Annotated in this window: 18 protein-coding genes; 12 read left to right on the forward strand and 6 right to left on the reverse strand. The window is 48.6% G+C overall.

Annotated features, from left to right (window positions below; translation table 11 throughout):
* Nucleotides 1-45: 45 nt before the first annotated feature.
* From ACOJUO_RS01190 to ACOJUO_RS01215, 6 genes are all read right to left on the reverse strand, one after another.
* Nucleotides 46-1,539 (reverse strand): hypothetical protein, encoded by a 1,494-nt coding sequence (locus ACOJUO_RS01190; RefSeq protein WP_422134880.1) that lies wholly within the window; start codon nucleotides 1,537-1,539, stop codon nucleotides 46-48.
* Between the two features lie 18 nt (nucleotides 1,540-1,557).
* The gene (sctE, locus tag ACOJUO_RS01195; RefSeq protein WP_422134881.1) at nucleotides 1,558-3,114 is read right to left on the reverse strand and encodes a type III secretion system translocon subunit SctE; all 1,557 of its coding nucleotides are present in this window, start codon (nucleotides 3,112-3,114) and stop codon (nucleotides 1,558-1,560) included.
* A 16-nt stretch (nucleotides 3,115-3,130) separates the two neighbouring features.
* A complete protein-coding gene (locus tag ACOJUO_RS01200) occupies nucleotides 3,131-3,607 on the reverse strand; it encodes a SycD/LcrH family type III secretion system chaperone (protein WP_422134882.1) in 477 nt (158 codons plus the stop codon).
* Nucleotides 3,608-3,625: 18 nt separating this feature from the next.
* Nucleotides 3,626-4,462, reverse strand: coding sequence for a hypothetical protein (locus ACOJUO_RS01205; RefSeq protein ID WP_422134883.1), 837 nt, complete (start codon nucleotides 4,460-4,462; stop codon nucleotides 3,626-3,628).
* A 94-nt stretch (nucleotides 4,463-4,556) separates the two neighbouring features.
* On the reverse strand, nucleotides 4,557-6,359 hold the full coding sequence (locus tag ACOJUO_RS01210) for a hypothetical protein (protein WP_422138704.1): 1,803 nt from the start codon (nucleotides 6,357-6,359) through the stop codon (nucleotides 4,557-4,559).
* Nucleotides 6,360-6,479: 120 nt separating this feature from the next.
* Nucleotides 6,480-6,899 (reverse strand): CBS domain-containing protein, encoded by a 420-nt coding sequence (locus ACOJUO_RS01215; protein ID WP_317145470.1) that lies wholly within the window; start codon nucleotides 6,897-6,899, stop codon nucleotides 6,480-6,482.
* Nucleotides 6,900-7,101: 202 nt separating this feature from the next.
* On the opposite strand from ACOJUO_RS01215, the gene ppa reads away from it, so the two are divergent.
* From ppa to ACOJUO_RS01275, 12 genes are all read left to right on the forward strand, one after another.
* The gene (ppa, locus tag ACOJUO_RS01220; RefSeq protein ID WP_422134885.1) at nucleotides 7,102-7,629 is read left to right on the forward strand and encodes an inorganic diphosphatase; all 528 of its coding nucleotides are present in this window, start codon (nucleotides 7,102-7,104) and stop codon (nucleotides 7,627-7,629) included.
* Between the two features lie 157 nt (nucleotides 7,630-7,786).
* Nucleotides 7,787-9,610 carry a protein-disulfide reductase DsbD gene (gene dsbD / locus ACOJUO_RS01225; RefSeq protein WP_422138705.1) on the forward strand — a complete coding sequence of 608 codons (1,824 nt, stop codon included), beginning with the start codon at nucleotides 7,787-7,789 and terminating at the stop codon, nucleotides 9,608-9,610.
* 138 nt (nucleotides 9,611-9,748) lie between these two features.
* Nucleotides 9,749-10,195: a type II 3-dehydroquinate dehydratase gene (aroQ, locus tag ACOJUO_RS01230; RefSeq protein WP_422134887.1), complete on the forward strand. Its 447-nt coding sequence runs from the start codon at nucleotides 9,749-9,751 to the stop codon at nucleotides 10,193-10,195.
* A 217-nt stretch (nucleotides 10,196-10,412) separates the two neighbouring features.
* Entirely contained in the window at nucleotides 10,413-10,886 is a 474-nt protein-coding gene (accB, locus tag ACOJUO_RS01235; protein ID WP_422138706.1) for an acetyl-CoA carboxylase biotin carboxyl carrier protein, read from the forward strand.
* A 10-nt stretch (nucleotides 10,887-10,896) separates the two neighbouring features.
* Complete coding sequence (gene accC / locus ACOJUO_RS01240) at nucleotides 10,897-12,240, forward strand: acetyl-CoA carboxylase biotin carboxylase subunit (protein WP_422140101.1); 1,344 nt, start codon at nucleotides 10,897-10,899, stop codon at nucleotides 12,238-12,240.
* A gap of 154 nt (nucleotides 12,241-12,394) precedes the next feature.
* Nucleotides 12,395-13,279, forward strand: a complete 885-nt coding sequence (gene prmA / locus ACOJUO_RS01245; RefSeq protein WP_422134889.1) for a 50S ribosomal protein L11 methyltransferase — start codon at nucleotides 12,395-12,397, stop codon at nucleotides 13,277-13,279.
* A gap of 309 nt (nucleotides 13,280-13,588) precedes the next feature.
* A complete protein-coding gene (locus tag ACOJUO_RS01250) occupies nucleotides 13,589-14,446 on the forward strand; it encodes a DUF3426 domain-containing protein (RefSeq protein WP_422134890.1) in 858 nt (285 codons plus the stop codon).
* A 471-nt stretch (nucleotides 14,447-14,917) separates the two neighbouring features.
* A complete protein-coding gene (gene dusB, locus ACOJUO_RS01255; RefSeq protein WP_422137135.1) occupies nucleotides 14,918-15,916 on the forward strand; it encodes a tRNA dihydrouridine synthase DusB in 999 nt (332 codons plus the stop codon).
* Nucleotides 15,913-16,215, forward strand: coding sequence for a DNA-binding transcriptional regulator Fis (gene fis, locus ACOJUO_RS01260; RefSeq protein ID WP_422134891.1), 303 nt, complete (start codon nucleotides 15,913-15,915; stop codon nucleotides 16,213-16,215). The genes dusB and fis overlap by 4 nt, the downstream gene beginning before the upstream one ends.
* A 261-nt stretch (nucleotides 16,216-16,476) precedes the next feature.
* The gene (gene purH, locus ACOJUO_RS01265; protein WP_422134892.1) at nucleotides 16,477-18,063 is read left to right on the forward strand and encodes a bifunctional phosphoribosylaminoimidazolecarboxamide formyltransferase/IMP cyclohydrolase; all 1,587 of its coding nucleotides are present in this window, start codon (nucleotides 16,477-16,479) and stop codon (nucleotides 18,061-18,063) included.
* Nucleotides 18,064-18,165: 102 nt separating this feature from the next.
* Nucleotides 18,166-19,449, forward strand: coding sequence for a phosphoribosylamine--glycine ligase (gene purD / locus ACOJUO_RS01270; RefSeq protein ID WP_422138707.1), 1,284 nt, complete (start codon nucleotides 18,166-18,168; stop codon nucleotides 19,447-19,449).
* 238 nt (nucleotides 19,450-19,687) lie between these two features.
* The gene (locus ACOJUO_RS01275; protein WP_422138708.1) at nucleotides 19,688-22,120 is read left to right on the forward strand and encodes a response regulator; all 2,433 of its coding nucleotides are present in this window, start codon (nucleotides 19,688-19,690) and stop codon (nucleotides 22,118-22,120) included.
* Nucleotides 22,121-22,222: the final 102 nt, after the last annotated feature.

Genomic DNA, 22,222 nt, shown 5'->3' on the forward strand with positions numbered 1-22,222 from the left:
CCTGCATGCAGTAGACGGCAATCCTCAGAGATTGAACGTCTCTGTTTAGCCTCGTGTAGTGGTTTTCAGTGTTTCGAACCAGGTTCGTATAATTTCGTCCATCTTACTTTGAACAGTCTTCACCATGTCCTGTTGCAACTGCATCCACTCAGATGCACTCTGAGCCGAGTTTTCGTGGGTTTTCTGGTAGGCTTCATGCTCTTTCTGTAATGCCTGGTGTTTTGAAGCGTGATAGTTAACGCCCGCAGAAACAATGTCACCCCCACCCGTCGCTATCTGAGCCTGCTGGGTAGCCAACTGCATCCTGATCTGCTTCTCAGCGGCGGAACCACCACCCCGTGCACCATTAATTGCAATCATACCTGCACCTATTTTCATGGTACCGCTGATCGTGCCTGCTATCAGAGTGTAGAGGGCCGCTGATCTCATTTCTTCGGCCTGGTGCAAAACTTCCTGCTTGGCTGCATCATACTCAGCGGCCCTGGTTTCTCTGGCGGTTCTTCGACCCTGAACCCCCATCTCGTGAAGGAGTTCAAACACAGTAAAAATGTCCACCAGCTGTTGCAGCACTCTGTCACCGATCGGGCTGCCTGTTGATAGTACGTTGGCGACCTTTGCCATCTCTTGCAAATGAGCAAGCTGATTAGAATCTATTGATCGGGCAAGCTTACCTTGAGTTTTCAACGATTGAGGATCGGCCGTGGCCAGCAACACATCGGCTTCTGCATCACTAAAGCCCATCTGTTTCAGTAGTTCTTTCTGTTGTTCAGTACCAAATGTCTGGCCGTTCAACAGAGCCGTCAAACGTTCTGCCTGAGCATTGCTGAATCCCTGAGAGGCAAGGGCCGATTTATTTTTCCCGGACCCGGCCTGATGAGTTGACATCAGTGAATTGCCTTCATCATCCGGATCAGCCAGTGACAGCAAGGCATCCACCTGACTTTCACTGAAACCCATGGCCTTCAGAGCATCTTTTTTACCCTGTAAGGCTGATTCACCGCCATGCAGGGACGCCAGAGAGTTGCCTGCATCATCCGGATCAGCCAGTGACATCAGGGCATCGAGCTGGCTCTGACTGAAGCCCATTCCGGCAAGAACACTTCTCTTACCCTCAGCAGTTCCGAGATTATGGCCATGAAGGTTACTTATAAGACCGGCGCTGCCTTTCAAAAGATCAGCGTTTTTTTTCAGTTGCTGTTGCTGTTCCGGGCTGAGGTTACCAGTGCGCAACCCTTCCGCCAGCTTCTGAGTATTTTCAAGAGATGACTGAGTTTGCTTGCTGATATCGTTGACGTCAGAACTGGCTGTTTCAAGATGGGTGGGCTTGACATCACCGGGTTTATCAAGCTCTGGTGCTCTCTTCTGTTGACCTTTCAAAACTTCGGTACTTTTGCTTTCACGGGAATATCGAAGGTTTTCGCCGTCAAGATCTCCCCGTCCGACTTCATCCAGCGGCGCTGTGCCACCTGACCCTGATGTCTGGGAACTATAGTCCACTGGCGTATTCTGTGACGCGCCTGTCTGTCCTACCTGTGACATAATCTACCTCCTTGAGACTCAGGCACGCAGGTTGCGCGCAAGTGTTGTCTTGGTTTCATGATTCGCTTTAATGATGCTGGCGGCTGTGGAGTAGCCATTCTGGAGTTCCTGGATAGCCTTCTCCAAACCTTCCATAGCATCATCTATGGCCTTCTGGATCCTGACCATTTCGGCTTTTTCTTCAAGCGCTTCTGCCCTGAATATGTCTGCCTGATATTTGTAAACAGTGGTTCCGATATCAGCACCACCCGAAGCAATCTGACCGGCGCCCCCTATCAACTGGGCTGTCTGTCCTAACTTGGTCACGATCGCGATTTTTTTTGCAACAGCAGCGGATGTGGTTGCAGCCGTGTTAGCGCCTGTCGCCGTCACCGTTGCAGCGGTTGAAGACCCTGCTGCGGTACTTGATGAAGCTGTACTGGCAGCGGCTCCACCGGCACCGGCAAAGCCACCTGCGACAGCTGCGCCTGCGGAAAGTGCGATCATAATGACAGCCCAAAAGACCGTCGCACCAATTTTGGTATCTTGCTCAGCGTCTTCGTCACTGGCAAGGCCGTCAAAAATTTTCATCATAAAGTTGTTGGTTTCTGATGAAACCGTCATGGTGATCATAAGACCTGTCGCTGCAACCATCAGACTCGCGGCAACAATACTCAAAGCACCACCGGTAAGAACTCCCGCAACAGCCAAAGCGACGGTGGCAATCGCCATGAATGCCAGCGCGATATAATTGAAAATCTTCCCTACCCTTTGGGATTTTTTCGATTCTTCGACTTTTGCAATGGATTCACGAATTTTGCTGATGATATTGCTACTGCGTTGCTCTGCAGCGACCTGACCTATCTTGATACTTTCCTGGTCAAAGCGGAGTCGCTCGTTCTGCAACTTTGACTGGATCTGAACCAGCATCGTGGTAGCGGAGTCTATATCAAGGGGCCTTTCAGCGTTGAGAGCTGCTTTGGTAAATGTATCGAGATCCTTCTTCAGCTCAGCTTTCAAATCATCCGGAATTTCTTTGATGGCAGAGAAACGAACCATGACATCTTCGAAAGTATTAAACAGTGTATTCAGCTTGGGATCGCCACCCCGGGCCTCCATATCTTTCAATCTGGCAGTGGCAGAGTGCATGGGAGCAAGAGCGTTTTCAGAATCTTTGGGATCAGCCACAGCCAGCATCCCATTGATTTGGGATTTGCTGAACCCCATACTTTCAAGTTCATTGCTCTTACTCTGAAGATGGTTTGTCTGCTTTCTGATGGGAAGGTTACTGTGTTCCTGAACCACCTCACCTGGCGACCTCGGGCCTTTTGCCGACTTGTCTGTTGCCTGCCCTTCCTGATGCTTCAACACTTCTGCGGTAGCCTTTTCAGACTCAGCATTTGCTGAAGGCGCATCCAGGACTGGAGCATTGATCTGTGCTTTAGGGGCTTCTCCACCTTCCGTTCTTGAGTAACTGTTCTGGTTACTAAAACCTCGCTGAACCGGATTTTCCTCATTATCAACAGCATTATAAGAAGCCTGATGAATATTTCCGGTTTGCTCTGTAGGGGCAGGCCCCTGACCGATTGAAGACATCCTTTCACCTCTTCCCTTAACTGCTCAGGTTTTCCAGCATGCTTTCGGCTCTCTGTTTTTCTTCCTCAAAAGCAGCCGCATTTCCAGCCCATTCAATGGCTGTTTCGTATGACATTTTTGCTTTTTCGTTGTCACCCATTGCCAGATGACAGTCTCCGATGTAGAGCATGGGCTTGGGGTCGTCGGCATCCAGTACAGTGGCAAAAGTGAAGATTTCAATAGCATTTTCATACTGCTTCATCATTTGCTGGCAGGCACCGAGACCCATAAAGTATTTTCGATTGAAGTGATCATAGAAACAGAGAAACTGAAAGACCTTTTGCGCCTCGTCGTACTTGCCCCCCTGATAAAGGTTATAAGCGACGCTGTATATGGCTTCCATGGCATCATCGCTCATATTTTTGAGGTCTTTGAAGGTTCCGCCCTTACCAAAGAACTCGAGAAGCATATCATCAAGTTCTTCACCTTCATTCATCTTGGCTTCTTCATTCACAGCGGGATCCTCCATGATTCACCGTAGGTTCTGAATAATCGTACTGAGTGACTGATAGTATTTGTTGACAAAGTTAGAAAGCATTTCAAAGCTTTGGTTATATTTATTTATAGTCTGCTGTAGCTTGGTTGTTTCCAGCTGGGATTGACTGGTCAAAGCTTCAATTTTGGTCTTCAAACCTTCGATATTAACTTCCCAGTCAGCTGAATTGTGATTAGTACCACTCTGGTACTTCGCGCCAAGGCTGTCCCAAAAGTCCTTGTACTCCTGACTAAAGGTTGTTGTGCCCGATGTACCGGCGTCAGCTTTTTTAGCTTTGGCTTTGGCTAACCAGTCGTTTGCTACTTCCAACTGGGCGTTCTTGTCCTGAATCGATTGAATCTGATCTCTGAGTTGAACCTCTATGATTTCCGCCCTGGCCGTTAGAACTGACATCACCAAGGCATCCAGACTGGGCTTGGAAAAATCGACAGGCTCTCCATTCAAATAGGCATTTACAGAAGCTGCACCCGGGCCAATATAATTATCTCCCTGCCAATTGCTCGGATTACTGACCTGATTCAGAAGCGAGACGGGTGTCTGGACATAGACCAGCTGCCTCGCAGCATCCGTGAGTTTGCCTGAGTACTGAAGAGAGTTGAGTGTCGACTTATCAACGGTATAAAAGTGAGTGGGTGTCAGGGAATTCCCCTGATCATCAGGGTCGGCCAGTGATAATAAAGCATCAATCTGTGCATCACTGAAACCCGCAGCTCTGAGTGAGTCTCTTTTGGCATCAGTAAGATGAACAGACCCCCGCGTGCCAGTGAGTGTTACTCCCCCCTTATTATCCACTGCCGGTGTGGAATCAGTCATAAATTGGCTCCCTGCCGCCCTGAGCAAATCACATTAGTATTAATTTAGTACATGACTTCAATGTGAAAATTTCATCAACAACATAAATTAAGAACTATTTGAAATGATTTTTATCTCTCATTTTGTCGATCACATTACTAAACCTGTCTCCGGTATGTCTTTCAAGCTCATCCAGGAACTCTGCTCCCGTGATCCTTTTTCCTCTGGGTTTTTCGAGCACCTCCTTCGCGGCGTTCAGAAAGTCATTTCTGTCACTGACACCAAGACGATCGGCCCTGTTCAAAGTGTCCAGTTCAAAAGAAAGCACTCGAAGGTGGACTTGATTTTGTGAAATAGTCGGATCAAAGGCCTCTGAAGCGCCTGTTCCAGAGGCAGAGGACTGTAGAGGTGTTGTCGGTTTTCCAGACTTAAGAGCTACAGGAGGAGGAGGTGGAGGTGGAGGTGGAGGAGGTAGAGGAGGTTCTGGCACCGCATCAGAGACCCCTGCAGAAGCCCCAAATGCAGCCAGGCTCTGCTGTTTTAACAAACGCTCGGCTTTTTCTGCTTCGAGCAACTTCAGGACATGAGTCAATATTTCTCTGGCTTGTTCTGTGCCGGGACTGGCCAGCGCTCCCTGGGTCATGGCCATCAGCTGACCCAGGGAAGCATCGCTCATTCTGGGCAGCATCTCTTTCATTTTCGACAGAAAATCAGCCAGAGCCTGCTCTCTCTCAGTGGCTGATGTGGCATTCATCATAGCTTCTGCCGCACTCAAAATAGCGTTTGTGACCGATTTGAATTCATTATCGCGGGGATCAAAATTCTTATCTCTACTCAATACATCGGCAATAGCCTCTGAAATCACTTCTGAGAGAGGCAAGCCTGCTTGCATCCCTGAAGAAACTTGCTCTAAAAGCGCCTCGGGGTCTCCATTAATCCCGCTCTGCTGAGCAAACTTCCTTAGCCTTTTTTTGGCTTCGTCTTCATCCAGAGAACCATCTTCCCTGACAGGAATCGGGCCATCGCCCTGAGTGAGGGCTTCCAGAATGGGTTTGCGAACAGCCACGAACTTGCCATCATCGACATTGTTTTCAACCGGCTTGGATTTAGACTCATCAGGTTTTGGCTCAGGCTTATCAGGCTTCGGTTCAGGCGGGTTAACCGGAACATCACCCGGAGCAGCCATGATCTCGGTGAGGCCCATACTCAACATCATTATTCCACAAGCGTATATACAAAGTCCTGCTGGGGGAAAAGCAATGCTTGCGAGTGCACCTATGCCCACCAGAACACCACCCACTGCAGTGACCGTTGACTCTTTTTTGTGTTTATCGAAAAAACCAAGCTTGGGCTGAAGCTGATTCTTGAATGCTTCTTTTCTGCTTTGCACATCAGGATCATCGGATGAGCTGACAGACACGTGGGGTTGCGCAGAAGGTGAAGTCGCTGTTGGTGAAATGGATTCATCATTCGCGTCAGGGGCTGGACTGTCCCCATGCTCACCCGGAGATGTTTGCCCGGGTTCTTCGTGAAGCTGAGCACTTTCATCACTGTGCGGATCAGATGCTGTAGATGATTCATAAAGTCCGGAAAGTTCGGGAGGGCTGGTTCTGGAAGACTTTCTGGAGGCTTGCAGCGAATTCAATATTTGAGAAGCTTCATCATCTTCCATGGAATCTTTCAGCTTTGAATCCGTCAGCGCTGGCAAATCTTTACGGACACTGGCAGTACGTGAGTGTATACTCTCTGGCGCTGGGCTCGAAACTTCAGAACCACGCCCCCCAATGAGACTCCTTCCCGGCGTTCCGGTTACATTTCTGGGACCCAACCGGCCCGATTCATCAGTCTTATGCTCTGGTGGCACCAAATCAACAGGTGATGTAGTTTGAGTTTCGACTCCCGTCGTTCTCCCTTCCATAAACCTTCTTCCAAAAGTTCGTCATGTACTTCAATAAAGCTTAGATGAACTATCGCTTTGGCAGGAAAATTTAATACTCAAAGAGAATAAATAAGGCTTCAGGTGAGAGAGCAGGACGACTTACACAGCTTTTTGTTTAGCTGGTGTTTCATAAAATTCCAACACCGCTGACATGACATCCTTAGGACTGAGCATTCCGACCAGAGCACCGTCGTCAACAACGGGGACCCTGAAAGCGTGGGCTTTCATAAAGTGTTCGTACGCAGTAATGATATTGTCGAAGGGTGATACGGTGAGGACTTCCCGGGTCATACTTTCTCCCACAAGACTCCCTTCCTGGGAAAAATACCCTCCCATCAATGTTCCCTGGAGACAGTCGGTTTCTGAGAGGATACCGACCACGCCCCCACTCTCATCGACAACCGGTACGGCCGTAATATCGTTGTGGAGCAGTATTCGTATGGCCTCAACCACTTCCATAGTTGGTGGAATAGTGATCACCTGAGGTGTCATGCAGTCTTTAACTTTGATTGATCTCATAAAACCTCTCCGGTTATTCTGAGCAGTCAGGAGCAATATGACCCTTACAGTATTCTACTCTTTTTCGAACAATGTCCAGTTGCCAAAGGAACATACTTCATAAAGTCTTGTCCAGAACGGAGACAACTCCCTTCGGGAACTCTATAATGACCAGCTTTCCATCCATTTACCTCTGTAATCGAAATAAGGCAAAGGTATACACATGAGCTATGCAAATATCCCGGCAGGTAAGAGTCTGCCTGAAGATATCTATGTTGCCATCGAAATTCCGGCCAATGCGTCACCCATCAAGTATGAAATTGATAAGGATGTCGATGCTCTGATGGTAGACCGTTTCATGGCTACCCCCATGTTCTACCCTGCCAACTATGGTTACATTCCCCAGACTCTGGCGGACGATGGTGATCCTCTGGACGTTCTGGTAGTGACGCCTTACCCTGTTGTTCCGGGTTCAGTCATCCGCTGCCGTGCGGTCGGCATGCTGAACATGTCAGACGAAAGTGGTCAGGACGAAAAACTGATTGCAGTCCCCCATGAGAAGCTGTCTGCATTATACAACGATGTACAGGAATACTCTGATCTGCCAGAACTACTGCTGAAGCAAATCGAGCATTTCTTCGAGAACTACAAAGATCTGGAACCCGGAAAGTGGGTCAAGATCGAAGGCTGGGAAGGCAAAGAAGCTGCCTTTGAGGTCATCAAAAAGTCTGCAGCAAACTACAAAGGCTGAAGGAATTAACGCAGTAAACTATTTTCATAAGTGGTTTATTAATCCTTTGATGGTGCTGGAGATGTTATCTCCAGCACCATTAGCGGACTCGGGAGCTTGCATCCCGGCCATTTCACTTCACAATTAAAGAACCAGAAACAGGAACAGTTGGTTTTACATGGTTCAGCTATTCATAAGCAATCAAAAATCTTACCTCAGCACCTTTTTCATTATTCTTTTTACCTGGGCTTTTTCCAGTGGTGCTTCTGCTGATTTAAGCGCACTACTGGGCTCCGGGACGCAGCAATTTTTGCCAGTTGAAGAGGCGTTTCAGCTGGAAGCAGAGATCGAAAACAACACACTGCTCCTGCACTTTCTGATAACACCAGAACATTATCTTTACAAGGATCGATTCAGCTTTTCCAGTGATGAAAGCACTACCCTGCTTGGTGAGCCAATATTTCCAAAAGGCAAACAAAAGTACGACATTAACTTTGAACAGGACATGGAGGTCTTTCCAAAAAATGTCACTGTTAAAATTCCTGTCAAGAGTTCTGAAGCCGAGCCCCAATTCCAGATAAGGTTTCAGGGCTGTGCTGATGCGGGCCTTTGCTATCCGCCACAGACTCTTACTATTACTCTGCCAAACCCCCATGTCTCCAGTACTGATCGGGTCAGGTCTTCTGAAAAGGCGCCGGATGACGGCAAGGATCAGAGTATCCCGGAATCCTTTGTCGACAAGAACCTTCCTGTTACACTTCTGCTGTTTTTACTGGCGGGGCTGGGGCTGGCCTTCACCCCCTGTGTACTCCCGATGATTCCTATTCTCTCCAGTCTGCTGGTAGGCGCTGCAGCAAAGGGAGCCAGTAGAAAAAGAACGCTCACTCTTTCCATCATTTATGTGCTCAGTATGTCGATCACCTTCGCTCTGGCTGGCACTTTGATGGGGCTTTTCGGGGCGAGCCTGAACCTGCAGGCAAAACTTCAATCACCCTGGCTATTGATCCCCTTTGCCATTCTCTTCGTTATTCTGGCTCTGAGCATGTTTGGTTTTTATGAACTCCAGCTTCCGGAAAAGCTCAGGGATCGTCTGAACAAACAACCTCAGAAGTCAGGAAGTCTTTCAGGTGCAGCCGTCATGGGGGTTTTATCAGCCCTGGTGGTATCGCCGTGTGTCTCAGCACCCTTGGCAGGCGCACTGATTTACATCAGCTCAACAGGTGACGCACTCATTGGCGGACTCTCCCTGCTGGCTCTTGGCCTGGGAATGGGGCTGCCACTCCTATTGATTGGTCTGGGTGGCAAGAGCCTGCTACCAAAAGCAGGCGGTTGGATGGAAAATGTCAAACGCTGCTTTGGCTTCCTGCTGCTTGGCGTTGCCATCTGGATGCTGGAGAGGGTTATTCCAGCACCACTCACGCTCTTTCTCTGGGGAACACTGGCACTTGGTGGTGCTGTCTGTCTTGGCGCTATGGACTTCAGCAAGAAAGCCGGAGCCGCTTTATTTTTTCAGGCGCTCGGCCTCGTTCTCCTGATCTATGGCACTCTGCTGATCATCGGAGCAGCTCAAGGTCAGAACGACCCATTACAACCTCTTGGCAGAAACAGCCAGCCCGCTGAAAACCTTTCAGCAGGGTATTCCTTTCAAACAGTGACAACGGTTAAAGCGCTTTTGGCCCAGCTGGAAATGGCCAGGAAGAGTGGCAAAGCCGCGATGATTGATGTTTATGCAGACTGGTGCATTTCCTGCAAGGTTATGGAAAGAAACGTTTTTCCTGAAGCTATTGCCAAAGTCAGCCCAGGCAACTGGCATTTCATCAAATTTGATATAACCGCCAACACCCCCGAACAACTCATCTGGCTAAACAATTATCAATTGTTTGGCCCACCTTCTCTGCTATTTTTCAACACCTATGGTCAGGAGCGGAGTGAACTTCGCTCTCTGGGAGAGATTACCTCCTCTGAACTCCAGAAAAAACTGAATCAGACGCTTTCTCCATAAATCTGGATCTAACATCATCGTTCTGGGCTTATATGGCTTTGAAATGCTTGGTAACTGTCTTTAACGTTCAGTAACACGCACGAACTAGACCCTTTGAATGCATTGCGGCACAATAAAAGCCAACATGAGAGGATACAGATGGCAACAATACTTGTTCTTAATGGCCCCAATCTGAACTTGCTGGGAACCAGAGAGCCCGGCGTGTATGGTGCCACCACACTGGAACAAATCGATTATATTCTGACCCAACAGGCTCAAATGGCTGGTCACCAGCTCAGTTGCTTCCAAAGCAACGCTGAGCATGAACTCATAGAACGGATTCATAAAGCTTCTGAAGAACGGGTTAATTTCATCATTATTAATCCTGGGGCTTACACTCATACCAGTGTTGCTATCAGAGATGCCCTGCTGGGTGTTGCCATTCCCTTTGTTGAAGTTCACTTGTCCAATATCCATCGACGGGAGGCTTTCCGACATCATTCCTATTTCAGTGATGTCGCAGAAGGCGTAATCGCTGGACTCGGACCCAAAGGCTATGAGTTTGGTCTGGCCTATGCCATTGACCTGCTCAGTCAGAAGTCATAGAGGCTACTCGTGACTGATTGCATATTCAGAATGTTCTTCTGAAAAGCCAACTTCTCATAAAGCTAAGAAGCCGAGTGCAGAAAATCACTTCTTCTCTCTTCGGGAATGAAATGATTTTCACATTAAAACAATCAGGGCTGCATGATTGAGTGCACCCATAAACATCCTATTAACCACGGGGCAGTTTCTCCCTGTCCAACAGCATTTGAGATTAACGATGGACATCCGAAAAGTAAAAAAGCTCATTGAGCTGCTGGAAGAGTCTGGAATTGACGAGTTGGAAATTCACGAGGGTGAAGAATCTGTTCGTATCAGCCGTTATTCCCGGAATGCTCCGGTAGCCTCACTCGCTGCTCCTCAGGTTATTCCTGCTGCAGTTTCAGCTTCAGCGCCTGTGGCAGCTGTACCTGAAGCTCCGGCAGCAGCCCCGGCGGCTGAAACCAGACCTCAGCTGTCAGGTCACCATGTAAAATCGCCAATGGTCGGTACTTTCTACACAGCATCTTCACCCAGCTCACCGGTTTTTGTTGAGCTGGGTCAGCAAGTTAAAGAAGGTGATGTTCTCTGCATTGTCGAAGCCATGAAAATGATGAACCAGATCAAGGCCGACAAGTCAGGCACCATCGAAGCCATTCTGGTTGAAAACGGTCAACCCGTTGAATACGACCAGCCCCTGTTCATTATTGCCTGAGACAGATGCCATGCTGGATAAAATCGTAATCGCCAACCGGGGCGAAATAGCCCTTAGGGTATTGCGGGCCTGTAAAGAACTCGGCATCAAAACCGTAGCCGTGCACTCCAAGGCTGATGAAAGCCTCATGCACGTGCGTCTGGCTGACGAGTCTGTCTGCATTGGTCCCAACAGCCCTGCTGAAAGCTACCTGAATATCCCGGCTATTATCAGCGCTGCAGAAGTGACTGATGCCAATGGTATTCACCCTGGCTACGGCTTTCTCTCAGAAAATGCCGATTTTGCCGAACAAGTAGAACGCAGCGGGTTCACCTTTATTGGTCCCAAACCAGACGTTATTCGCCTGATGGGTGATAAGGTATCTGCCATTGCCGCCATGAAAAAAGCCGGCGTTCCAACCGTTCCAGGCTCTGACGGCCCCATCACAGAAGATGATGAACGCACACTGGACATTGCCCGCCGCATTGGTTACCCGGTCATTATCAAAGCATCAGGTGGTGGCGGTGGTCGAGGGATGCGAGTCGTTCACAGCGAATCCGATCTTCTCAATGCCATCAACTTAACCCAGTCTGAAGCCAAAGCAGCCTTCAATAACGACGTGGTCTATCTGGAGAAATTCCTGGGAAATCCTCGTCACGTTGAATTCCAGGTACTGTCAGACAGCCACGGCAATGCTATTCATCTGGGGGATCGTGACTGCTCTTTGCAGCGACGCCACCAGAAAGTCATTGAAGAAGCGCCTGCACCTGACATTGATCAGGATGCCAGAGCCACGGTAGCAGCAGCCTGTACCAAGGCCTGTATAGAAATTGGTTATACCGGTGCAGGTACTTTCGAATTTCTGTATGAAGATGGCAAGTTCTACTTCATTGAGATGAACACTCGTGTGCAGGTTGAACACCCTGTAACAGAAATGATTTCCGGCGTGGATATTGTCAGAGAACAGATTCGCATTGCCAGTGGTCTGCCTTTGAGCATCTCCCAGGAAGAAGTTGAACTTCAGGGCCATGCTTTTGAATGTCGTATCAATGCCGAAGACCCAAAAACCTTTATGCCTTCTCCGGGTCTGGTCAACCAGTTCCACTCTCCTGGCGGTAATGGTGTTCGGGTAGATTCTCATCTTTACAGTGGCTACAGCATTCCTCCCTACTATGATTCACTGATAGCCAAGATCATCACCTATGGTCCAGATCGTGAAACCGCTCTGTTAAGAATGAGAAATGCATTGGATGAAGCGGTTGTAGATGGCATTCGTACAAATATCCCACTGCACCAGGAGCTGGTGAAGGACAAAAACTTCCAGAAAGGAGGCGTTAGCATCCATTATCTGGAGAAGAAGCTTGAAGATGCCTGATCCTGCTTCCAAAGCTCTCTGAAAACTGCTTTCAGAGAGCCTCCTCCCTCTTCTACTTTATTAACTCTTGTCCCACTTCCTCAATCAGCTAGAATGAGACGGACCCGACAGGAAACTTATTCTGCCATTCACCCCAATCTGTAAGCCCATACCCATGCCCTGGATACAAATCAAACTAGACACCTCTTCCGATCATGCTGAAGAACTGGAAGACCTGCTTCTGGAAGCCGGAGCCAGTGCCGTAACCCTTCAGGACGGTAAAGATCAGCCCCTGTTCGAGCCCGAGCCAGGCAGCACCCCGCTGTGGCAACATACCGTGGTCATTGGACTCTTCGATGCCCATAAAGATATGGACGCCGTAGTAGAGCACATACAGACTCAATACCAGCAAAGCCCATTTCCTGACCACAAGGTTGAAATTGTCGAAGACAAGGATTGGGAAAGAGAATGGATGACCCACTTTGTGCCCATGCAATTTGGTACAAAACTCTGGGTCTGCCCCAGCTGGAAAGAGATTCCGGAACCTGATGCCATTAACCTGATGCTTGACCCGGGTCTTGCTTTTGGAACAGGCACTCATCCAACCACAGCTCTGTGTCTGGAGTGGCTGGAAAAACAGGAAAGCTTAGAAAATCAGTCGGTTATCGATTACGGGTGTGGATCTGGAATACTGGCGATTGCAGCATTATTACTGGGTGCTAAAACCGTAACCGGGGTCGATCTTGACCCTCAGGCACTGGAAGCAACTATAGATAACGCCGAAAGGAACAAGATCGCCCCGGAAAAACTGAAAGTTTATTTGCCGGATCAGGCTCCAAAGGATACAGCAGACGTTGTGATCGCCAACATACTCGCTGGCCCACTGGTAGAATTGGCACCGACACTGGCGAGCTATCTCGACAACGGCGGGAAGATCGCTCTGTCGGGTATCCTTTCTGAACAGCAAGACATTATCGTCAGCACCTACTCTCAATGGTTCGAACTAGAGCCTGCTATGCACCATGAAGACTGGATTCTGGTGACCGGAACCCGAAAGTGACAACTAAAAAAACGCGGCATTTTTCGATACTAGCAGCCTGTCGGACTTAAGACTGTCCTACTGCGGTTGCAATAAATTGGTCTAAAAATCCCTGTTTCTTCGTCAAATAGCTCGCTATTCTCCTCAGAAACAGAGATTTTTATCCTCAATTTCTTGCAATCCTCGCTACGGACGCTTAAGTCCGACAGGCTGCTAGGCTCATTTCAGGCTGCTGTCCGGGAGATTTTATCTTTTGGACAGTAGACATCCTTTGCAGCTCTTTGATCTAATAATCCCCACTCAATCAAGACAGTATCCCATGCAGGCTTCATGACCAGCTCTCGAATCACCCGCTGCCCAAAATGCCAGACCTCCTTTAAAGTGACCCAGGCACAATTACGAGCTGCCGGTGGCTCCGTTCGTTGCGGTTCCTGTCTCGAGGTGTTTGATGCCCAATCAAACATGTCCGCAGACGCTGCTCCAGAAAAGCCACTCCAGATGAAGCCGCAGATCAAACCTTATAAAAAACAATCGAGCCAGCCCGACAAAACAGCAGAACAAAATGCTGCCCAAAACAGCAAGCCTGAAGCCAGTTCAATAAAAGCTATCGAACCACCTTCTGAAGAAGAGGCCCCCTTCCACTCTTTTCTCGACACTCTGGACAATGAGCACGTTGAAGTTGATGAAGAACCGGGACGAAGTTCCCTGAAAATTGCTGGCTGGCTCACTCTAATCCTGATTTTCTCTATCACTCTTGCAGGGCAATACGCCTGGTTCAACAGAGATCAGCTTTCACTCGACCCGCGATTGAGACCAGCATATACTTTTAGTTGCCGATACCTGAAGTGCTCTCTTCCTGCATTGGTAAACATCAACGCCATTAAGAGCCTGCAACTGCATATCCGCAGCCACCCTCTGCAAAGCGAAGGACTGGTTGTAGACTCAGTGATTATCAATGAAGCCACATTCCCACAACCCTGGCCTCGGCTTGAATTAACATTTAGTGACATTAACGGACAGCCCGTAGCCAGCAGACGTTTTCGCCCCAAAGAATATCTGGGCGGAGCCCTGGCCGGTTCCAGAGAGATACCCAGCGGACAACCCGTAAGGCTCAGCATGGAAATCGTTGACCCCGGCAATGGAGCCACCAACTATCAATTGCGCTTTTTACCTGTCAAACAGCGCTGATTAAAGTTAAAAAAACCTGTAAACCTTGCTTATCTGGTGTTTTACCGACGAAGGCATCTCGAAAACCAACTCAAGAAATTGCAATAAGTGCTTGACCCAGATCAAAAAAGCAATCAGATCACTTAAGTTATTACTTGCGGTTTTTCCCGAAAAAGTCACTATACAACGCCCTTGGCAAGGATATATTTCGCAACAGGACACTGCTACGTGGTAATAACTGCTCCTGAAGATAAGTGCTATTCCAGTGAGAGCCAACAACAGAACCCTCTTTCGTCTAAAAATTGTACAGAGTATTATACCCGGCTACGCCTGCCTGATCTCCTGAACAGAGACGCTGAAAGTCGTACAAATAAATAGTTGAAAACTCCGCAAGATCAGCCTCTTGCTTTTTTCATAATTCCGAGCAGCGATTTAAATCACTTGAGACGGTTTTATCGCACTCTGGGCACTACTAACGCTGGATTGAGGCAAATCACCTTGTTGAAGATTGGTCCATACGCTATTCAAAGCCCGGTTATCCTGGCCCCTATGGCCGGAGTAACAGACCGCCCATTCAGGCAGCTGTGCTTGAGAATGGGGGCGGGTATGGCCGTCTCAGAAATGGTGACCAGCAACCCAAAACTCTGGAACACCCGGAAGTCCCGACTGAGAATGGACCATCACGCTGAAGAATTCGAACCTCGTTCTGTTCAGATTGCAGGCAGTGACCCGGAGCAAATGGCCATCGCGGCTCGCCTGAACCAGGAACGAGGCGCCCAGATCATTGATATCAACATGGGCTGCCCTGCCAAAAAAGTCTGTAACAAAGCGGCTGGCTCTGCTCTGATGAGAGAACCTGAACTGGTAGAGCAAATACTGAAGTCGGTGGTTCAGGCGGTTGATATCCCGGTCACCCTCAAGACACGTACCGGCTGGTGCCCCGAAAACAGAAACGGCCTCGACATTGCCTTAATGGCACAGGACTGCGGTATAACCGCTCTGGCCATTCATGGCAGAACCCGTCAGTGTATGTACAAAGGTGAGGCCGAATACGAGACCATTGCCCGGATTTGTGAATCCCTGGAAATTCCAGTGATTGCCAATGGCGATATTACCTCTCCCGAGAAAGCAAAAACGGTACTGGATGTCACAGGCGCAGACGCGATTATGGTGGGCCGTGCAGCCCAGGGGAAACCCTGGATATTCAGAGAGATTAACCACTTTCTTGAACAGGGTGAACACCTGCCAGCGCCCGAAAACAAAGAGATTCAGTCCATTTTAACAGGTCACCTTGCTGCGCTTCACGAGTTTTACGGTGAAGTCCAGGGTGTGCGCATCGCCAGAAAACACGTTGGCTGGTATTTGCAGGCCAGTCCATCAGGCGCCAGTCTTCGCAAACGATTCAACAGACTGGAGTCTGCAGAAGAACAAGAAAACTGCATACTGGAGTATTTTCAAACCTTAAGTCATCACAAGGATATTGCAGCATGACGGCATCCCATATTATTACTGACGAACCCTCTGTTAATGGACAGGCATTGACCAGCCCTATCGAGAGTGAAACACAGACACTCCGCGACAGCGTTGAAAAAGCAATGAACAACTACTTTAGCCATCTGGATGGTCAGGAAGTGACTGATGTTTACCAGATGGTCCTTTCTGAAGTAGAAGCCCCCCTTCTGGAAACGGTTATGGCTTACGTCAAGGGTAACCAGACCAGGGCCTCTGTCCTGCTTGGGCTGAACCGTGGCACACTGAGAAAGAAACTCAAGCAATACGACCTGCTCTAATCCCCGCCTTAAAGTCGTATTATGCCATCTGACGTGAATACGACTTTATGCGCCCCCCTTGCCTTTACAACCTGCGCAAAGACAAATCCCGTATCTTTTCGAAGAATAACAGGTCAGTAATAACCCTCATATCAGCCTGGGGTGGTAGCATTATTTCTGTATTTCCCTCTATTCCCGAGAATCGGATGCTGCGAAGCAGGACAAATCCAGCTAGAATCAGTCAGCTTTTCAGGCAACGATTTTTCAGTGAGTAAAGGAACGATGGCAAACGATTTCGAACAGCCACCTCTTCGAAGAGCCCTGATCAGTGTCTCAAACAAAACCGGCATAGTTGAATTTGCCCGGGCACTGCACCAGCGCTCAGTAGAAATCCTATCCACGGGCGGCACCTACAAACTGCTGGTTGAGCACGATATTCCCGCTGTGGAAATCTCCAGTTACACAGGCTTTCCGGAAATGATGGACGGCAGAGTCAAAACCCTGCACCCCAAAGTTCACGGAGGCATTCTCGGTCGCTCCGGTCAGGATGAAGCCGTCATGAGCGAACACGGTATCGACCCAATCGATCTGGTTGTTGTCAACCTCTACCCTTTCGAACAGACAGTGAGCCGCGAAGATTGCACCCTGGAGATGGCTATTGAGAACATTGATATTGGTGGTCCTACCATGGTTCGTGCTGCTGCCAAGAACCACAGGGACACCACTATTGTTGTCAACGCAGAAGACTACACCCAGGTACTCTCTGAGCTGGATGAAAACAATGGTTCTGTCTCTGCAGCGACTCGCTTTGACCTTGCTGTAAAGGCCTTTGAACATACTGCTCATTACGATGGCGCAATTGCCAACTACCTCGGAACATTAACAGGCAACAAGGACGAACCAGAAGCCTTTCCTCGCACCTTTAACCGTCAGTACAAGAAAGTCCAGGACATGCGTTATGGCGAGAACCCTCATCAGAAAGCCGCCTTCTATGTAGAAGAACCTGCTCCTGCAGGTACCGTTTCCAGTGCTCGAAAGATTCAGGGCAAGGCACTCTCTTTCAATAACATTGCTGACACCGATGCGGCTCTGGAGTGTGTCAAGGCCTTTGAAGCTCCAGCCTGCGTCATCGTCAAACACGCCAATCCATGTGGCGTAGCCATCGGCACCGACATCCTGGAGGCCTATAACAGAGCCTACACAACCGACCCTACATCCGCCTTTGGTGGCATCATAGCCTTTAACAGAAAACTCGATGCAGTCACTGCCAAAGCCATCATTGATCGTCAGTTTGTAGAAGTCATCATAGCGCCGGAAATCGACGGCGAAGCAGAAACCATTCTTCAGAACAAAAAGAATATCCGCCTGCTGTGCTGCGGCACCCTGCCAGAAACTGCCGGGCATTTTCTGGATTTCAAACGAGTCAATGGCGGACTGCTGATTCAAGACGGTGACATCAGGGTAACCAGCGTTCAGGAACTGAAATCAGTGACAGAGAGAGCTCCCACTGAAGCAGAACTGAGCGACCTGCAGTTCGCCTGGAAAGTGGGTAAATTTGTTAAGTCAAACGCGATTGTTTACGCCAGAGATCATCAAACCATTGGTATTGGTGCAGGTCAGATGAGCCGGGTATACAGTGCCCGCATTGCTGGCATCAAAGCCGCTGATGAAAACCTGGAAGTCCGTGGGTCTGTGATGGCATCAGACGCCTTCTTCCCATTCAGAGATGGCATTGATGCGGCCGCCAGTGCCGGAGTTACCGCTGTCATCCAGCCAGGCGGCTCCATGAGAGATCAGGAAGTGATTGATGCTGCCAACGAGGCTGGCATTGCCATGGTATTCACTGGCGTCAGGCATTTCCGCCACTGATCGCTGGTAAGAGGCATTTAATGTGTCTCTTTTTTCACTCGCTTTACGACCAATGACAAACACTGGTTATTCACCACCAGACTTCCCGGGGACAGGCAACCTATGAAAGTACTCATCATCGGCAGTGGCGGACGCGAACATGCGCTCGCCTGGAAAGTAGCTCAGGACAACAACGTAGAGCAGGTTTTTGTAGCGCCTGGAAACGCAGGGACGGCTCTTGAGCCAGGAATCACCAACATCAGCATTGATGTACTTGAACTCGATAAACTGGTTGAATTCACCGTTAAAGAAAACATCGACCTGACCATTGTTGGCCCCGAAGCCCCTTTAGTGGCCGGTGTCGTTGACCGCTTTGAAGAAGCCAATCTCATCATCTTCGGCCCCTCACAAGGCGCCGCTCAGCTCGAAGGTTCAAAGGCTTTCAGCAAAGACTTCCTGGCTCGTCACAAAATTCCTACTGCTGACTATCAAAACTTCACTGACATTGATCAGGCCAAAGCCTACGTCCGCGAGAAAGGTGCCCCCATTGTCGTAAAGGCGGACGGACTGGCCGCTGGCAAAGGCGTCATTCTTGCTGACACAGAAGAGCAGGCATTTGCTGCCATTGATGACATGCTGGCTGGCAACGCCTTTGGTGAAGCGGGGCACCGGGTGGTTATTGAAGAATTCCTTCAAGGCGAAGAAGCCAGCTTTATTGTTATGGTTGATGGTAAAAACATTTTGCCACTGGTTACCAGCCAGGACCATAAGGCCAGAGATAACGGTGACAAAGGCCCTAACACGGGTGGTATGGGTGCTTACTCTCCTGCACCGGTAGTGACTCAACGTATTCACGAGCGCGCCATGCAGGAAGTGATCATTCCCACCGTGGAAGGCATGGCCGCCGAAGGCAACACCTACAAGGGTTTTTTGTACGCAGGCCTGATGATTGACGACAAAGGCACGCCCAAAGTACTGGAATTCAACTGTCGTTTTGGTGACCCTGAAACACAACCCATTATGATGCGCCTTCAATCCAGTCTCACTGAACTTTGTCTCGCCGGTGCAACAGCTAAGCTGGATCAGGTGGAAGCCCGCTGGGATGAACGAACAGCACTGGGGGTTGTTATGGCCGCAGGTGGCTACCCTGAGAAATACCACAAAGGCAACATCATCACTGGCATTGACGAAGCCAACTCAACAGACTGCAAAGTGTTTCATGCCGGCACACAGCTCAGTGGAGAACAAATAGTGACCCATGGCGGTCGCGTACTGTGTGTCACCGCCCTGGGCAGCAGCGTTAAAGAGGCACAGAACAAAGCCTATCAGGCTTGCTCAAAGATTCAGTGGAATAATGCTTATTTCAGGACTGACATTGGCTATCGCGCCATAGCCAGAGAGCATTGAGCACTTGATACTTTTCAGATGGAGCGGACAGGATGACCGCTCCCTCAGCTGATCTCAGCTTAACCCACTCAAATAAACGTCCACCGACTAATAGAATAAAAATTCATAAAGCAGTTATCCCGAAAGCAAAATAACTTTCAAAGTAAAGTTATATAAAATTGCAACAATTTCACTTTTTCGCAGGGCAGCTTAGGGTATACTCAACAACAATGGAAAAATGGAATTTTCAATAAATATTATGAGAGTTGTATTCAACCGCCTGTTATCCATTGCCCCCCATCCACCCTCAGGTGAAGAGTCAGTGTCACGACTCTCCATCAGGGTTGGATTCTGGATTAATGTAGTCTTACTGCTGTTTCTGGCTGCCTTTGGTGCACAAGCATTCAGTGCTGAAAAGGTCACTGATCAGCAGCCTGGTAAGGTTTCTATCAATCTCGAGCCATTCTCAAGCATTTTCATTGATCCGGAAAGCTCCCTTGAGCTGAATCAAATCAATGATCTGAATTACCTGTTTCGTTTTGCTCCCTGGCAGAAAGAAAGTCTCTACTTGACCAGCCAAAAAGGCACGGCCTGGATCAAGATATCACTGCCTGAGGACGTCAACGTTAAGCCTGTGCCCATCCTCTGGCTTCAACCACCACCCGGCGTATCACTTAATGTCTATATTTCAGGCCCAAAGTATTACAAGCAACTTCCAAATAAACGACAGCCAAACAGTAATATTTATCTCTATAATCTGACGCCCTATGCAGATAAGAAACTGGATGTGTTTATTGAGATACCCGCAGCCGCCGCAGGCAGCTTACTTGCCTATCTAAAGTCTCCCAGAGCATTTCTCAGTGATCAGGCATTTGTACACTGGCAAACTGGCTGGCTGCTAGCCCTATTTATCGCAACAATGATTATGAATGCCATTAACTGGTTTAATTATCACAAGAAGGCCTATATCTTCTTGGCTGGCTTCGGCTTGATGGGCTCAATGTTTTTGATAAGCTGGCAGGGATTGTTCAATATCAGCGAGCTCGGAGCAGGTTGGCTGCAGAACCTGATGATGAACGCCTCACTGATCGTTGGAACCATTCTGATCAGTCAGATAGCTCGCATCAGCTTGACGGGAAACAATGTCAACCTTATCTACTGCTTTAACATACTTTCTATCATCTCGGCATCATTACTGATTCTTGCTTTAACGGGTACCTTTGCATCTCTGGAACACAGCCTGATGATCAACCTGCTGACGACTCAGGTCTTCTGGTATTGCAGTCTGTTCATCAGAGTACCCGGTGCACTGAAGATTCCTGCCTGGCTTTCCACCCCTTATGCGATTATCCACCTGGTGACCTCTCTAGCTATCCTGGGCGTTACCAATCACAACCCCATAGCTGCCACCTGGATACTGCTTCAAGCGACCTCGATAAACATTCTTGCCTTCAGCTTTTATTTTGCCAGCCAGAGGCATTTGCGAACTGAATCAGGACTTTCAAAGAATCCATCTCTCAGCCCGGCACCCAAATCCCAGATGGCAAAAGATAATGATCTTTTCAACGCAATGGGTCATGAACTGAGAACACCTCTGAATGGCGTACTGGGAATGTCTGAACTACTCCAGAGTACACAGCTGACCCCCAAACAGGAAAACTATGTTGAAACCCTGAGATATGCAGGCAATGAGCTCAGCAACCTGATTAACCTGCTTTCTGAAGCATGGAAACTTGAGCAAAACGAAGCCAGCCCTGATATTAAACCCTACGATATCAATGAATTTCTGAACGACTGCCTCTTTAAATTCCGTTTACGGGCAGAACAACTAAATACTGAGCTGATCAGCTTTGTACACCCTGATGTCCCGGATATCAGTGAAACAGATACACGTCAGTTATCACTCATTTTGGAAAGTACCCTGATTCATATCTTCCGCCATATTAAAAACAGTGAAGTCATGATTTCTGTCAATCAGACCTCTCAGCTACCTGGCTCAGAGCCGAAAAGCCAACAACAGAGTAAAGACGGCTACATTCTTTATCAGATCAGGTACAGTCAGGGACAACAAGTCCTGAACCTGCCAGAGAACACCAATGAACTGAGCTACTCTGAAGCGAAACGACAGGCCGACATTAGCATGCAACTTTACATTACCATCCAATTAATTGAGGCCTTGTCGGGACACTTCGGCATCATGAACCAAGGCAGCACGCACATCTGGTTTGCTATTCCACATAAGGAACAAACAACAGATGTCATTCATCGGGATGAACAACCACTTTTCTATGACAAAAATGTCAAAGCACTCATTGTTGATGACAATAAAACCTGTAGACAGGTTCTGGCCCAACAATGTGCCCTGATGGGTATCAATACTCTGGATGCTGAAGACGGTCGGGAAGCACTGGCAATGATACGCAACGAAGCCTATTTGGGAAGAGACTTCGACGTGATCATCCTTGATCACCATATGCCTGGTATGAATGGCATCCAGATGTTAGAGAGGCTTCAGGAAGAAAGTCAGATAGAAATCCCGGGAATCATCATGCTCACGGGCGCCACAAACCCACCCGGAAAACAGCGTGCAGAGCGACTGGGAATCAGTAGATTCCTGACCAAACCGGCTGAATACAAAACACTCCAGAAGACACTATCACAAGTATTGGGAGAAAGAACTCCGTCAAGATGAGAATAAAACAGCCTGATGTCAGATAACATCAGACCTAGGAGGCTGACCGAGAATAGCGCCCGTAGCGAGGACGGCAGAAAATTGAGGATGAAAATTCGGTTT

It is taken from the genome of Endozoicomonas sp. ALC020 (assembly GCF_049275935.1).
Classification (GTDB): domain Bacteria; phylum Pseudomonadota; class Gammaproteobacteria; order Pseudomonadales; family Endozoicomonadaceae; genus Endozoicomonas_A.

What these genes read in the sequence shown, in the direction of transcription:
- ACOJUO_RS01190 (WP_422134880.1), bottom strand. Translation starts at nt 1,539, where the DNA reads ATGTCACAGGTAGGACAGACAGGCGCGTCACAGAATACGCCAGTGGAC.
- sctE (WP_422134881.1), bottom strand. Translation starts at nt 3,114, where the DNA reads ATGTCTTCAATCGGTCAGGGGCCTGCCCCTACAGAGCAAACCGGAAAT.
- ACOJUO_RS01205 (WP_422134883.1), bottom strand. Translation starts at nt 4,462, where the DNA reads ATGACTGATTCCACACCGGCAGTGGATAATAAGGGGGGAGTAACACTC.
- ACOJUO_RS01210 (WP_422138704.1), bottom strand. Translation starts at nt 6,359, where the DNA reads ATGGAAGGGAGAACGACGGGAGTCGAAACTCAAACTACATCACCTGTT.
- ACOJUO_RS01215 (WP_317145470.1), bottom strand. Translation starts at nt 6,899, where the DNA reads ATGAGATCAATCAAAGTTAAAGACTGCATGACACCTCAGGTGATCACT.
- ppa (WP_422134885.1), top strand. Translation starts at nt 7,102, where the DNA reads ATGAGCTATGCAAATATCCCGGCAGGTAAGAGTCTGCCTGAAGATATC.
- dsbD (WP_422138705.1), top strand. Translation starts at nt 7,787, where the DNA reads ATGGTTCAGCTATTCATAAGCAATCAAAAATCTTACCTCAGCACCTTT.
- aroQ (WP_422134887.1), top strand. Translation starts at nt 9,749, where the DNA reads ATGGCAACAATACTTGTTCTTAATGGCCCCAATCTGAACTTGCTGGGA.
- accB (WP_422138706.1), top strand. Translation starts at nt 10,413, where the DNA reads ATGGACATCCGAAAAGTAAAAAAGCTCATTGAGCTGCTGGAAGAGTCT.
- accC (WP_422140101.1), top strand. Translation starts at nt 10,897, where the DNA reads ATGCTGGATAAAATCGTAATCGCCAACCGGGGCGAAATAGCCCTTAGG.
- prmA (WP_422134889.1), top strand. Translation starts at nt 12,395, where the DNA reads ATGCCCTGGATACAAATCAAACTAGACACCTCTTCCGATCATGCTGAA.
- ACOJUO_RS01250 (WP_422134890.1), top strand. Translation starts at nt 13,589, where the DNA reads ATGACCAGCTCTCGAATCACCCGCTGCCCAAAATGCCAGACCTCCTTT.
- fis (WP_422134891.1), top strand. Translation starts at nt 15,913, where the DNA reads ATGACGGCATCCCATATTATTACTGACGAACCCTCTGTTAATGGACAG.
- purH (WP_422134892.1), top strand. Translation starts at nt 16,477, where the DNA reads ATGGCAAACGATTTCGAACAGCCACCTCTTCGAAGAGCCCTGATCAGT.
- purD (WP_422138707.1), top strand. Translation starts at nt 18,166, where the DNA reads ATGAAAGTACTCATCATCGGCAGTGGCGGACGCGAACATGCGCTCGCC.
- ACOJUO_RS01275 (WP_422138708.1), top strand. Translation starts at nt 19,688, where the DNA reads ATGAGAGTTGTATTCAACCGCCTGTTATCCATTGCCCCCCATCCACCC.